Annotated in this window: 15 protein-coding genes; 14 read left to right on the top strand and 1 reads right to left on the bottom strand. The window is 43.7% G+C overall.

All coding sequences use genetic code 11. The features are described 5' to 3' along the window. Positions 1 to 9: 9 nt before the first annotated feature. From purC to VB077_RS09920, 12 genes are all read left to right on the top strand, one after another. Positions 10 to 723, top strand: a complete 714-nt coding sequence (purC, locus tag VB077_RS09865) for a phosphoribosylaminoimidazolesuccinocarboxamide synthase (RefSeq protein ID WP_323415056.1) — start codon at positions 10 to 12, stop codon at positions 721 to 723. 38 nt (positions 724 to 761) lie between these two features. After that, positions 762 to 2,168 carry an amidophosphoribosyltransferase gene (gene purF, locus VB077_RS09870; protein ID WP_323415057.1) on the top strand — a complete coding sequence of 469 codons (1,407 nt, stop codon included), beginning with the start codon at positions 762 to 764 and terminating at the stop codon, positions 2,166 to 2,168. 28 nt (positions 2,169 to 2,196) lie between these two features. Continuing rightward, on the top strand, positions 2,197 to 3,213 hold the full coding sequence (gene purM, locus VB077_RS09875; protein ID WP_323415058.1) for a phosphoribosylformylglycinamidine cyclo-ligase: 1,017 nt from the start codon (positions 2,197 to 2,199) through the stop codon (positions 3,211 to 3,213). Further along, positions 3,210 to 3,797, top strand: a complete 588-nt coding sequence (gene purN / locus VB077_RS09880; RefSeq protein ID WP_323415059.1) for a phosphoribosylglycinamide formyltransferase — start codon at positions 3,210 to 3,212, stop codon at positions 3,795 to 3,797. The genes purM and purN overlap by 4 nt, the downstream gene beginning before the upstream one ends. 28 nt (positions 3,798 to 3,825) lie before the next feature. Further along, positions 3,826 to 5,385 carry a bifunctional phosphoribosylaminoimidazolecarboxamide formyltransferase/IMP cyclohydrolase gene (gene purH / locus VB077_RS09885; RefSeq protein WP_323415132.1) on the top strand — a complete coding sequence of 520 codons (1,560 nt, stop codon included), beginning with the start codon at positions 3,826 to 3,828 and terminating at the stop codon, positions 5,383 to 5,385. Positions 5,386 to 5,420: 35 nt separating this feature from the next. Continuing rightward, complete coding sequence (gene purD, locus VB077_RS09890; RefSeq protein ID WP_323415133.1) at positions 5,421 to 6,683, top strand: phosphoribosylamine--glycine ligase; 1,263 nt, start codon at positions 5,421 to 5,423, stop codon at positions 6,681 to 6,683. 558 nt (positions 6,684 to 7,241) lie between these two features. Further along, complete coding sequence (locus VB077_RS09895; RefSeq protein WP_323415060.1) at positions 7,242 to 7,634, top strand: amidase domain-containing protein; 393 nt, start codon at positions 7,242 to 7,244, stop codon at positions 7,632 to 7,634. A 156-nt stretch (positions 7,635 to 7,790) separates the two neighbouring features. Continuing rightward, complete coding sequence (locus VB077_RS09900) at positions 7,791 to 8,612, top strand: transposase (protein WP_323415061.1); 822 nt, start codon at positions 7,791 to 7,793, stop codon at positions 8,610 to 8,612. A gap of 12 nt (positions 8,613 to 8,624) precedes the next feature. After that, positions 8,625 to 8,867: a hypothetical protein gene (locus VB077_RS09905; protein ID WP_323415062.1), complete on the top strand. Its 243-nt coding sequence runs from the start codon at positions 8,625 to 8,627 to the stop codon at positions 8,865 to 8,867. Between the two features lie 67 nt (positions 8,868 to 8,934). Then, positions 8,935 to 9,231, top strand: a complete 297-nt coding sequence (locus VB077_RS09910) for a hypothetical protein (protein WP_323415063.1) — start codon at positions 8,935 to 8,937, stop codon at positions 9,229 to 9,231. Between the two features lie 130 nt (positions 9,232 to 9,361). Continuing rightward, complete coding sequence (locus VB077_RS09915) at positions 9,362 to 9,859, top strand: DUF4829 domain-containing protein (RefSeq protein WP_323415064.1); 498 nt, start codon at positions 9,362 to 9,364, stop codon at positions 9,857 to 9,859. A 211-nt stretch (positions 9,860 to 10,070) separates the two neighbouring features. Continuing rightward, positions 10,071 to 10,625: a manganese catalase family protein gene (locus tag VB077_RS09920; RefSeq protein ID WP_323415065.1), complete on the top strand. Its 555-nt coding sequence runs from the start codon at positions 10,071 to 10,073 to the stop codon at positions 10,623 to 10,625. Positions 10,626 to 10,722: 97 nt separating this feature from the next. Here VB077_RS09920 and VB077_RS09925 read toward each other — a convergent pair whose 3' ends face one another. Beyond that, on the bottom strand, positions 10,723 to 11,046 hold the full coding sequence (locus VB077_RS09925) for a CC/Se motif family (seleno)protein (protein ID WP_323415066.1): 324 nt from the start codon (positions 11,044 to 11,046) through the stop codon (positions 10,723 to 10,725). Positions 11,047 to 11,088: 42 nt separating this feature from the next. Between VB077_RS09925 and VB077_RS09930 the strand changes: the two genes are divergently transcribed. Then, a complete protein-coding gene (locus VB077_RS09930; RefSeq protein WP_323415067.1) occupies positions 11,089 to 12,291 on the top strand; it encodes a WYL domain-containing protein in 1,203 nt (400 codons plus the stop codon). Beyond that, entirely contained in the window at positions 12,269 to 13,252 is a 984-nt protein-coding gene (locus tag VB077_RS09935; protein WP_323415068.1) for a helix-turn-helix transcriptional regulator, read from the top strand. Before VB077_RS09930 ends, VB077_RS09935 begins: the two co-directional genes overlap by 23 nt. Positions 13,253 to 13,336: the final 84 nt, after the last annotated feature.

Consider the following 13,336-nt stretch of genomic DNA (forward strand, 5'->3'; position numbering starts at 1 on the left):
ATAATAACAATGGAAAAACGGGAAATGTTATATGAGGGAAAAGCAAAAAGAGTATTTATCACAGACCAAGCCGATCAATATCTTGTCCAATATAAAGATGATGCCACAGCATTTAATGGTGAGAAAAAGGGCCAAATCGAAGAAAAAGGCGTTATCAATAATAAGCTTTCGGCTCTCTTATTTAAAGAATTAGAAAAAGCCGGTATACCCACCCATTTTATTGAATTACTTAACGATCGTGAGATGCTTGTAAAAAAACTTCAAATGCTGCCTTTAGAAGTTGTGGTTCGTAATATTGCGGCCGGAAGTTTGGCTAAACGTTTAGGCGCTGAGGAAGGTTTAGTTCTTTCACGCCCTGTAGTCGAACTCTATTATAAAGATGATGCTCTCGGAGATCCATTTGTCAATGAGTCTCATGCTTTGGCCATGGGATGGGCCACTTCCGAGCAATTGGCAGAAGTGCAGGCTTATGGACTTAAAATCAACGAATTGCTGCAAAAGATTATGGACAAAGCGAATATCATTTTAGTTGATTTCAAACTCGAATTTGGTCTTGCCGATGGGAAAATTCTCCTTGGCGATGAAATTTCACCGGATACTTGCCGTTTCTGGGATAAAGAAACGAAGGAAAAACTGGATAAAGACCGCTTCCGTCGTGATTTGGGCCAAGTCGAAGAAGCCTATATCGAAGTTTACCGCCGTGTGAGCGGGGTTCTCGTTTAAGCTTAACAAGTATGCAATGGGATTAAGGGGGTTTTGGCGTGCGGGAACCGGGAGATGACAAACCAAAGGAAGAGTGCGGAGTTTTTGGTATTTATGCGCCTGAGTTGGAGGTAGCCCGACTCACTTATTATGCACTGTATGCATTGCAGCATAGAGGTCAAGAAAGTGCGGGCATTGCCGTGTCTAATGGCCGTAAAATCGATGTGTACAAAGGGATGGGACTCGTCTCCGAAGTTTTCTCGGCGCATCAGATTGAGAATTTGAGCGGGAAAATGGCAATCGGACATGTTCGCTATTCGACAACCGGTTCGAGCTTGGTTGCGAATGCTCAGCCTCTGGTTGTTTATTATCAACAAGGCATGATGGCCTTAGCTCACAATGGCAATTTGACCAATGCGCTTGAATTGCGGGAAGAACTGGGGAAAGATGGCGTTGTTTTTCAAACGACCATCGACAGTGAAATTATCGTAAAGTTGATTGCCCGCTATCGCCGCGGAAATTTAGAGGACTCCATCATAAAAACCATGCTGGACCTGCAGGGAGCATACGCCTTAGTAATCCTTGCTGAAAATAAACTCGTTGGAGTACGCGATCCCTATGGATTGAGACCGCTTTGTATCGGCCAGGTGGGAGGTCGGTACTGTTTAGCGTCGGAAAGCTGTGCTTTAGATACGATTGGGGCTGAATTTGTCCGCGATGTTAAACCCGGTGAAATCATTACGATTGATGAAGAAGGTTTACATGCGCGGCAAGGACTGCCTGCTCGAAAATTTGCCGGATGCTCCTTTGAATATATCTATTTCGCCAGGCCGGACAGCACGATTGATCAGATCAATGTCACGGAAAGCAGAAGACGGATGGGTATTGAATTAGCGCGGGAGTTCCCCGTCGATGCGGACATTGTCATTCCCGTTCCGGATTCGGGAATGGCAGCTGCTCTGGGTTATTCGGAGGAATCGGACATTCCGTTCCAACAGGGACTTCTCAAAAACCGTTATGTTGGCCGGACATTTATTCAACCCACACAAGAAATGCGGGAAATAGCAGTACGTCTCAAACTGAATGCCAATGCCGGCATTTTAAAGGGAAAACGGGTTATCATGATTGATGATTCGATTGTCCGTGGAACAACGAGCTCAAGGCTTGTCGATTTAGTTCGCAAAGCAGGAGCTACTGAGGTACACCTCTTAATTAGTTCACCCCCGGTAACCTACCCCTGTTATTACGGGATTGACACGGCTGAACGTGAAAAATTGATTGCGACTCAACTTGACAATGAAGGCATTCGGGAGTTTATCGGAGCAGATTCCCTGCATTATCTTACTCCCGAAGGGTTGATTCGGGCTCTAGGAGGAACTTCGGTTTGTTTAGCGTGCTTTAATGGCGATTATCCGGCTTCCGTTCCCTCCGAGAGGAGCGGCAAACTTAATTTAGAAGTCTATTAAAATTGGAGCTTCGAAGGAGGAACTTGGAATGGGTTATACCTACCGCGATTCCGGGGTGGATATTGAGGCAGGAGGTACTGCAGTTGAGTTAATGAAACCTGTGGTTAAACGAACGATGCGCCCGGAGGTTTTAGGGGGATTAGGCGGTTTTGGAGGGCTGTTTGCCCTAGATCTTAAGAAATTTTCAAACCCGGTTTTGGTTTCGGGAACGGATGGGGTTGGAACAAAACTAAGACTGGCATTTCAACTGGATCGTCATGATACGATTGGGCAGGATGCAGTGGCAATGTGTGTTAATGATATTTTGGTACAAGGTGCGGAGCCGCTTTTCTTCCTGGATTATTTGGCGGTCGGCAAACTCGATCCGGAGCGTGTTGCCAATATAGTGAGCGGGGTTGCTAAAGGCTGTGAATTAGCGGGATGCGCCTTGATCGGCGGCGAAACGGCTGAAATGCCGGGCTTTTATCCTGAAGATGAGTACGATATCGCCGGTTTTTCGGTAGGCGCTGTTAACCGTGAAGATTTGATTGACGGATCAAAGATACAGGCAGGGGATGTTTTGATCGGACTTCCTTCCTCAGGGTTTCATAGCAATGGCTACTCTTTAATTCGCAAGGTTTTTGCTCCTTATGCTATGGATACGGTTTTCCCGGAGCTGGGGGAACCTTTGGGTGAAGCGCTTCTTCGACCGACGCGGATTTATGTCAAGACTGTTTTGCAGCTTCTTGCTAAACAGCAGATTCTCGGTATGGCCCATATTACCGGCGGCGGATTGACGGAAAATATCCCTCGTGTGCTTTCCGAAGGATTGGGTTTACGGATCAATACTTCTTCCTGGAATGTCCCGGCCCTGTTTACGCTTCTTCAACGCTTGGGTGAAGTTGAAGATGCAGAAATGCGGCGGACATTCAATATGGGAATCGGCTTTGTCTTGATCGTTCATCCGGATCAGGTTGAGTCGGTTCAGGATCAACTTCAAAGCTTGGGAGAAAAGAGCTATGTAATTGGGGAAGTGATCCCTGGGAAAGGGGTCGAATACGTGTGAAAATCGGAGTTTTAGCTTCAGGCCGGGGAAGCAATCTCCAGGCGCTGATTAAAGCCTGGCAAGAGGGAAGATTCTCCGCTGAGTTTGTTGCAGTAGGCTCAGATCATGCTGATGCGATGGCCTTGAAGCGAGCCGAAGATGCCCATATTCCCCAGCGTGCTTTTCCGCTGAAGGATTATTCCTCAAGGAAAGAGCAAGAACAGGCGATTCTGGAATGGCTGCAAGAAAGCGGAGTAGACCTTTTGGTTCTCGCAGGGTTTATGCGGGTTCTAAGTCCTCACTTTCTCAAGGAACTGAATTGTCCGGTTTTAAATATTCATCCTTCTTTGCTTCCTTCTTTCCCGGGCCTTCATGCCCAACGGCAGGCTCTTGAGTATGGGGTCAAGGTTTCGGGATGTACCGTTCATTTTGTGGATGAAGGTTTAGACAGCGGACCCATTATATTGCAAGAAGCGGTTCCCGTTGAACCGGGCGATACGGAAGAGACTTTAGCCGAAAGAATCTTGAAGGTTGAACATAAACTTTACCCGGAAGCGCTTCGGCTTATAACTGCCGGTCAAATCAAGTACGATAAAAAGAAGTAAAATATTTGAAATTGCGGGGGAAGGAATAATAATGAAACGTGCGGTAATTAGTGTTTCCGATAAAACAGGGATTATTGAACTCGGAAAAGGATTAACAGAACTTGGCTATGAGATCATATCGACGGGAGGCACGTTCAAGACGTTGAAAGAAGCGGGTATCCCCGTACGTTATGTCACTGAAATAACAGGCTTTCCGGAGATCCTTGATGGTCGGGTCAAGACACTTCATCCGAATATTCATGCCGGAATTTTAGCTCGGGATACTGCGGAGCACCATAAACAATTAGAAGAGAATGGGATTGGCCTTATTGATCTCGTGGTCGTCAATCTTTATCCTTTCAGGGAAACGATTGCCAAACCCGATGTCACCTTTGAAGATGCGATAGAAAATATCGATATCGGCGGACCGACAATGGTTCGTGCCGCTGCCAAAAATCAGGAACGGGTTGCGATTGTCGTCAATCCAAAGCGTTATTCGGAAGTTTTGGAAACCTTGCGCCAAGAGGGCGAGATTCCTTATGCGCTGCGTAAGCGGCTCGCGACGGAAGCTTTTGCACATACGGCAGATTATGATAAAGCGATTGCTGATTATCTTGAAAAGCAACAATCTCAAGAAAAGGGTGAGACCAGTGTCTTTCCTCAAACCCTGAGATTTGCAGTTGAGAAGGCTCAAGAACTGCGTTACGGAGAAAATCCGCAGCAAAAGGCCGCTTTCTACCGTAATGCCGATTCCGAAGGAACTTTGGCTGGTGGAGTCCAGCTTCAAGGCAAGGAACTTTCTTATAACAACTGGGTTGATATGGAGGCTGCCTGGTCACTCGTACAAGAGTTTAATGAACCCGCTTGTGTCATTATTAAACATACAAATCCTTGTGGAACAGCGATTGGCAAAACCCCGCTGGAATCCTATGAACGGGCCCTGGAAGCTGATCCGGTGTCAGCTTATGGCGGAATTTTAGCTTTCAATCGCGTGGTTGACGCCGAGTGTGCTCAACTTGTCCATGAACGTTTCTATGAGGTTATTGTGGCTCCGGAGTTCAGCCCGGAAGCAAAAGAGATATTTAAGAATAAAAAGAATCTTCGACTTGTCGTTATCGGAAAAGCGAAAGGATCTAAAGCAACCACCGAAAAGGGATGGAAAATCCGCACAATTCAAGGGGGATTGCTGGTTCAGGAAGAAGATTTAGGGACAACCCCTACTCCGGAATGGGAGGTTGTTACCGAGCAAAAACCGACGGCTGAGGATTTACTTGAGCTTGAATTTGCTTGGCAAGTCGTTAAACATGTCAAGTCCAATGCTATTGTCCTAACGAAAAACGGCCAAACTCTTGGCGTAGGAGCCGGGCAGATGAATCGGGTCGGTTCCGTAAAAATCGCGATGGAACAGGCCGGAGAAAAAGCACAGGGTTCTTATCTTGCTTCCGATGCCTTTTTCCCATTCCCGGATTCTTTGGAAGAAGCGGCTAAAGCCGGTATTCGTGCCGTCGTTCAGCCCGGAGGTTCAATTCGGGATCAAGAGGTACTCGAAGTTGCCAATCGTCTAAACCTGATCATGGTGTATACCCATCGGCGACATTTCCAACATTAAAGCGCTAGTAATTTTAAAGAAGGAGGGTGTCTGATATCGGCAAGAAGATCTTAGTCGTAGGCAGCGGCGGCAGAGAACATGCTCTGGCTTGGAAGCTTGCTCAAAGTCCCGATGTGGAGCAGATTTATGTTGCACCGGGTAATGCGGGGACGTTGGGATGGAATGTTAATATTAAAGCGAATGACATTCCCGCTTTGTTAGCGTTTGCCGAAGAAAAAGCAATCGATTTAACGGTGGTTGGACCGGAAGAGCCGTTGACGCTGGGGATCGTTGATGCGTTTCAAAAGAAGGGGCTGAGAATCTTTGGTCCAAGCCGTGCAGCGGCCCGTTTAGAGGGCAGCAAGTCCTTTGCCAAGGAAATTATGCATAAAGCAAACGTCCCAACAGCGGGCTGGGAAGTTTTTCAGGACGCCCAAAAGGCGAAAGCTTATATTCGGCAAATTGGAGCGCCTTGTGTTTTAAAAGCGGACGGTTTAGCGGCAGGTAAAGGCGTAATTATAGCGGAGGATCAGGATACAGCGTTAGAGGCTGTGGATGAAATTATGGAAGGGGCCTTCAAGGCTTCGGGAAAAACGCTGGTTGTCGAGGAATATTTAACAGGACAGGAAGTTAGCTTGCTTTGCTTTACGGATGGAAAAACCGCTCTGCCCATGGTACCTGTACAAGATCATAAACGGGCTTTAGATGGGGATCAGGGACTCAATACGGGTGGAATGGGAACCTATAGTCCGCCGCCCTTCTGGACCCCCGAAGTCGAGGCACAAATTATGCAAGAGGTTGTCCGCCCAACACTTGAGGTTATGCAAGAACGCGATGAAATGTTTCAAGGCGTACTTTTTGTAGGGCTTATGTTTACTCCCGAAGGACCTAAAGTGCTTGAATTTAATGCCCGTTTTGGAGATCCGGAGACCCAAGTGGTGATGCTGAGAATGAAATCAGATCTTCTGCCTGTTCTTTGGGCATGCACGGAAGGGACACTCCAAGATATCCAATTGGAATGGAGCAAGGATACGGCTGTGTGTGTTGTGTTGGCTTCGCCCGGATACCCCCAAGCCTATACGAAAGGAATTCCCATTCATTTGCCTTCCTTTGAGCAACATAATAAGGCGATTTTTCATGCCGGAACCGCGGCTGCGAACGAGGGACAGCTGGTTAACGCCGGGGGGAGAGTACTGGGCGTGAGTGCCAAGGCAGAAGATTTAACTAAAGCTCGCCAGGCTGCGTATCATCTTGTCGAGCAAATCGACTTTCCGCAAGCACAATATCGACGTGATATCGGGATAAAAGGCTTAAAGTGAACTCGTTTCAGAGCCAAAATCGCCTTACCGTTATGTAAATAACGTTGATTGGTCGCTTTAACCATACCGATGACATCCAAGCCGCGCCGGGTAATCGCTTTAATTAAGGGAGCGTAAGTAAACCAACTATTCCAACCAAGAGTAAGCATGCGGAATCCTTGATAATAATAGCCCTTAGGATGTACTTAGCATGTTTCTCCTCTCACCTTTACAAGGCTTTTCTGGACTTTCTACAGTTTTGCCTCGGGTTATTAGGCAATGGTTGTATTGGCATTTGTCTATTCAGTTATGGTGGCTTGAGGCATTTTATCCAAGATTTAGTATTTCTTTCATGAGTTGCAGAACACAAAAAGTCTCACGTTCTTTTTTGAGACGTGAGGCTTTTCCGTATCTATCTGCAGTATCATCAAAATCGAATGTAGTTTCTGCACTGTCGATAATCTAGGCAGTACCAGATTTATTATATATCCTAAATTCCCGATAATTTATAACGAGGCTGGAGGTTTAATTCCGAGGCTCTTATAACAAACCAGAAACAATATTAACAATAGGGTAAGAATGGTTAACAATATATGGCAAGCTGGTACTGGTGGAGGTGTACCTAATTGGGAAAGTGTTATGAATCTTTGGAACTATGCTACTACAAATACTGGAAATGGTCCAAAAGCAACAGGAACAAATAATGATCAACCTTATTATAACCTTTCTCCGAGTAGCATATATTATGGAGACGTAATACAAAAGAGAGCCGGTAGCACTGGCGATTATACTCATTCTGTATTTGTCACGTATAGTTTAGATTCTTCGACGCAGTATTATTACGAAGTGTTGGTATCTCAACACTCGGGTGATTTGTACAATAGAAATCTCTGGGAACTCATTACATCAAGTGGTGGGAATAGTTGTTATTTAAGAAAAATGTCTTTTAATAGTGCCACTTTTAGCAGCTAATTAATAACAAAATGGAATTACGAACATATTAACTTAAGTTTCGCACCCGATAAAACGGGCAAAAACTTAGTTTAAAAACAATGAAAATCCGCATGAACACAGGGTTTTTGGTATAATTAAGTATCAGCCAAATCAACCAAAAAACGAGGTGTAATCATGCGGAAGTCTATCAAAGAAATTGAAAACGTCCTTCATACTCATGGCTATTCGATTGACACTATTATATTAAATGTGATGAAGACCTTCAAGTTCAAAACCATTTGCCGCAAGGTTGGATTTCAAAAACAGGAGGGCTATAGCGCTTCTGAGATAGTTAATCTCATGCTTATGCTTCCACTGATGCTATTGAAAAGTGTTAATGCTTTCTACAAAAGTGGGTTTCAACACGTATCAGCTATGAAAAAGGACAATCTCTATCGTTTGAAAAACAATGAAAGAATGCCGTGGAGGGCGTTATTACTGGCCGTTGCGAAACAATTTCAGTGTTTAGTAAACTCTGAGAAGAAAATTGAAGCTCATTCAGCTTTCATACTGGATGATACAACGGAAGCCAAAACCGGCCGAAAAATTGAGCAGATTTCTTTAGTACACGATCATGTTTCGGGAAAACAGGGAAGCAAGTTGGGCTTTAAGAACCTAACCCTCGGCTTATTTGACGGTAAAAGCTTTAACCCTCTAGATTTCAGCCTCCATGCAGAAAAACGGTTAAAGAAGGCCAGACACCGTAGAGAACAGTATCGCAAACAACGGACTCCCCAATCCGCTGGGGCGAAACGAGTCCGGGAATGTCACACTGATAAAATTACAAATGGCCTTAACATGCTAAAGAGGGCCTATAGGAAAGGGCTCCGGGCCAACTATGTCCTAGTGGATAGTTGGTTCAGTAGCAAAGGATTTATTCAAACCGTCCGTGGAATGGGCAAAAAGCCAATGCACATTATCTGTGGAGTCCGGAAAGACAAGCGAAATTATATCTAACAAGGGAACTCCATGAATGCCAAGCAGCTTCTCGTAACATTAAAAAACGAGAGCAAAGAAAAACGATGCCGTAAGCGCAATACTCGTTACTTTGAAGTCCTTGTGAATTACGAAGAGATTGGGGAAGTCAAACTGTATTTTTGCCGTTTTCCCTATCAAAAAGAATGGCGGCTATTTCTTTCGATGGAAACATCTCTTAGCTTTTTGAGCATGATGGAGATTTATAGCATCCGTTGGCATCGAAGTATTTTTTAAGGAAGCGAAACAATACCTAAAATTAAGGACTTGCTAGTCTCGGGACTTTGATGCACAGATTGCTCATGTGACAACCTGCTATCTTCTCTATATCCTGCTCTCCTATTTTCGTAGAATAAATGCTTACGAATCCTTGGATGGGTTATTTGTTGAAATCAAGGATGAACTGATCGAAAAGAACCTGGCGGAACGCCTCTGGGAATTATTTGAGGAGTTGCTGCAAGTGGTGATTGCCAGCATTGCTGAGTCAGGCATGGTTAACGTTTTGGAATTTAAAGATTCCGTGGAATATCAGTACATAAAAGGACTTTTCGAGAATTCCTTTTTAACTAATCAGCTAAAATCCCTCGATAGAGTCAGTTAAGCGGTAAAAAATACAGAAACAGATTACAAGTAGCTTCTCAAAAGGTCTAACTAAAAAGGACTTTTGGGGTGCGAAACTTTAATATTAATATGTTCGTAATTCTGTTTTGTTTTTTATTTTCTTGAAAGGGGTGATAATAATTAGAAAAAGTCTATTATTTATTTTATTCATGTTGCTGATTGGATCTTTTAGCGTAATTGGATGTTCTCGATTTCAAAGAAATACTGAAAATATAAATGGGTCATCGCCTACGACACCTGTTCCTAGTCAAAAAATCACAATGGAAGATATTAATGAAGGAAAACAAGTGATTAGAGATTACTATAATGCCTTAAAAAGCAGGAATTTGGAGAATTTGAATAGAACGTTGTCGAAATATCAGCAAGGAGTTTATCATAAAGACAACCTTGGTACTACCCTTGAAATTGATACTATTGAGTATCCAGGTAAATACCTTAATGCAAATATTCCTCCAAGTAGTTATAAATCCAATTACGGAAAAGATCCATATAAATCTATGTGTCTTCATGTAACTTTTACCGAAGGAGCTGACAAGAAAGACTGGGATTATATTTTAATTAAAGAAACAGAAAAATCTTCGTGGCTGATACATGATTGGGGAGAATGATTCCTTGTTTTAGATAATAAACACTTGTAAGGAAATTTAGAGCACGAAGTTATATCGAGGCCTTATCGCACATCCGGGGTGCGAAAGTTGAGTTAATAACAGTAAATATAGAGCGCCACTGATTTTCACTGAACAGTGAGATTGAGGTGGCGCTTTTCTATTGCCCTTCATATAATGTAGGCAGGATGGCGAACTAAGGGAGGGATTCGGCATGTATAATTACCGAAAACGTTTTTTCTATCCCATTCATGTTGCTAGGCCCGATCCCAAGTTTGCTCAATTTCTTCTTGAACATTATGCCGGGCGGGATGGTGAACTAAGCCAAATAACGCAGTACTTAAGCCATCAGACCAATATTTCAAACCGTTATGTGCGTGAATTATATGGGCTTATTATTGCGGAAGAGCTTGCTCACCTTGAAGTATTGAGCACATTGATCCACAAGCTGGGTGGAGAATTGGGGTATTATGTCAATAGACGCGGAGAAGCTTGGAAGTTGGAATATATAGAGCAGGGTACAGATTCCCTTAAGCTTTTAAAAAGCGATATGGATTTAGAGTTAAGATCCCAAATCTTTTATGAAAAAAGTATAGACAGAACAGAAGATCCGGAAATTCAGAAGATCCTTCGTTTTTTGGCGCGGAGAGAGGAAATTCATCAATCGCTTATCGACCGCTCTCGAAAGTTGATGATAAAGGGAGCAGCCAATGGTCTGTATAATCAGCTTATTTATGACTATAAGATAAGCCTTCAGGTATTGGAATAATGAATCATAATAGAAGGGCACTTAGGTTTTCAATTTGACCTAAGTGCCTTATTTATTTTGTAAGAGTTTGACTTTTTTGATAAACTAAGATTTAGGTTTAGAATTTAATGCGCCAATTAGCAACCCGTAAGTTTTTGAAAAAACCTACCACTGAAAGCTCGATTATGATTTCCGCACGTTTTGGAAGGCAACGATCATAGTAGACGGTTATCCCGTCTGCATCCATGGTGATAAATCTTTCCGAGTTATGCGGAGCGCCCCGGCGCACTGCAGGAGGGGAAACGACGGGAATACAACATGCATCAAGATCCATGGAGATGATGTGTATCGAATCCACCTTCTTCTGAAACAAAAAGTCTTTGGCCTCCGGTGTAAACTTTAAGGAAATCATCGGTTTTTGTATGTGAGTTTCTAAATCCATTTTATACCTCCCGAGATGATTATGGGGAATGAGGGAATCGCCTTGAATAAATTAAAGCGTCAAACAGAGCTGATTAAACTCATTGCGAAAGAACCTTGGCAGCATACGCGAAAAGATCTTGCCCAGCGATTTATGACGGGTGAAGCTACGCTAAACCGCGATATCGAAGAGCTTAACCAGAAAGAATATGTGTTTGCGGAAGATAATGAAAAAGGACTTTTTCTAGGCAGCCCCGGCTGGAATGAACTGATTCCGCTTAAGGATGCGGCACTGCGCCAGATGGAGATTTTAGAGCTTTTGCAACGATTCAGGAAAGGTTTGAGCATCACAGAAATAGAGAAGCGGATTCATTCCGGAGCGGAAGGCGAGACCGGGGAAAAAACAGTGGAACGAATGGTTAAGGATTTGGTCGTTAAAGGGTTGGTTACTCGTCAAGGAAATGAATACCGCTTAAATCCAACGGGAATTTTACCTCCTTTGCAGCTTAATGAACGTGAAAAACAGATTTTTTATGAAGCATTGAAGCTGACAAAAGCGTTAAGCCCCCTGCCCGGAATTATTCCTGCCTTAGAAGCAAAGTTAAATGTGTCCCTTCCCCAAGATGAAGAAATGGAGACCGTTTTTGTGCAAGGCCGCACGCCAAGTCATAATATGCGTAGAATTCATATTTGTAATGCACTGGAGCAAGCTGCCCGGGCCCACCGGGTCATTCGAATTCTTTATCGACGCGAGCGCGAAGATGCAGCCCGGGAAATAAAACTTCATCCATTAGGTATAGTTTATTACTGGGTTTTGGATAAATGGTATTTGACAGCGGAATCAAAGAACGGAATACGAACCTACGTCGTCGACCAAATACTGCACCTTGACCTCGAAGAAGAATATTTTGAGCGCAAAACAGATTTCGATTTAAAAGCGTATTACGAATCCAGTTGGGGAATTTATCGGTGCAGTGCCCCGACAAAAGTCAAAGTCCGATTCTACCGGAAGTATGCCACGCTTCAGAGGGTTCGTGAAGAATTGCGGGACCGGGAACACTGCTCAATTGAAGAGGATGAGGATGGCCTGATCCTTACGGAAGATGTTGATGGAATCGAGGAGATTGCGGTTTGGCTGAGGGGATTCGGGAGCAGTGCCGAAGTTTTAGAGCCGCCGGAATTACGGGATAAAATGCGCGGGGAATGGGCCCGGATGCTTGAAATGTATTCAAAGGAGGAGCAAAATGACTTCAGTGGAACGCATTGAAAAAATAATAGCATTGCTGAGCGCTCATTCTGCACAGGGCATTTCTGTGGCTGATTTAGCTAAAGCGTGTACAGTTCCACTGTCCACAATTCAACAGGATTTACGCACCATGCTGACTTCCCTTGAAGTTCGGCTGCCGATCTATACCGATCATGATGAGCAAGGAGATGATGGGCGTTTTGATCATGAAAACACGCTTTTTGAACCTCATGTGAAATGGTATTTGCTCCAATCCAATTCCCATAAATCACTCTTTCATATCAATATTGGGGAAGCTTTGGCAATAGTGGATACTTTGAATCTGCTTGCGGCGGAGAGCACGGAAAAGGAAATATTGAAGCAAAAACTTCTGGCATCCCTTAATTTTGAGGGGGAAGGGAACTATCGTTTGATAAAAGGAAATTTGACACCTTTGGAATTGATTACGCCTGAGCTTTTTTTGCCTTTAAAAAACGCAATTCTGCAAAAGCAAAAAATCCGGTTTACATATGGTGAAAAAAGCGTAGTGGTTGAGCCCTTAGGGCTTGTTTATTATTCCCGCTTAAGATGCTGGTATCTTACAGCACGGCATGATCAGATTATCAAAAGCTATCATTTACTTAAAATGAAAGAGATATCCAGGCTTAATGAAGGATTTGAACGTCCTGAGGGTTTTAATCTTAATACATGGCTGGCTCCGCGTTGGGGAATGGAGTTTGGGGACCCTATGACTGTAAAAGTTCGGTTTTATGATCGGTCACATACTTTGGTTAAACTTAAAAAGGATGTCGCCCATCGATCTTCTTGCGTGATCAAACAAGAGCAAGAGAACACATGGATCATGGAGGATTTAATTATCGGTGAAAATGAATTTATAACATGGCTCTTAGGGTTTGGTTCTTCCGCTGAGGTTTTAGAACCGCCGGAACTTCGCGCCAAAATTCGGGAGCGGGTGAGTGAGGCCCTTGAACTGTATTCTTAGTGTATACTTAACAACGGAGTGAAAGCGTTGGGACTTAAGGAAAGACAAGTGAATAAATAAATACATAAATAAAGAGTGAATAAA

Source organism: Desulfitobacterium sp., assembly GCF_034927245.1.
GTDB lineage: Bacteria > Bacillota > Desulfitobacteriia > Desulfitobacteriales > Desulfitobacteriaceae > Desulfitobacterium_A.

Excerpts from the sequence above, each read along its gene's own strand:
- purC (WP_323415056.1), top strand. The coding sequence starts at position 10 with ATGGAAAAACGGGAAATGTTATATGAGGGAAAAGCAAAAAGAGTATTT.
- purM (WP_323415058.1), top strand. The coding sequence starts at position 2,197 with ATGGGTTATACCTACCGCGATTCCGGGGTGGATATTGAGGCAGGAGGT.
- VB077_RS09895 (WP_323415060.1), top strand. The coding sequence starts at position 7,242 with ATGGTTAACAATATATGGCAAGCTGGTACTGGTGGAGGTGTACCTAAT.
- VB077_RS09900 (WP_323415061.1), top strand. The coding sequence starts at position 7,791 with ATGCGGAAGTCTATCAAAGAAATTGAAAACGTCCTTCATACTCATGGC.
- VB077_RS09905 (WP_323415062.1), top strand. The coding sequence starts at position 8,625 with ATGAATGCCAAGCAGCTTCTCGTAACATTAAAAAACGAGAGCAAAGAA.
- VB077_RS09920 (WP_323415065.1), top strand. The coding sequence starts at position 10,071 with ATGTATAATTACCGAAAACGTTTTTTCTATCCCATTCATGTTGCTAGG.
- VB077_RS09925 (WP_323415066.1), bottom strand. The coding sequence starts at position 11,046 with ATGGATTTAGAAACTCACATACAAAAACCGATGATTTCCTTAAAGTTT.
- VB077_RS09935 (WP_323415068.1), top strand. The coding sequence starts at position 12,269 with ATGACTTCAGTGGAACGCATTGAAAAAATAATAGCATTGCTGAGCGCT.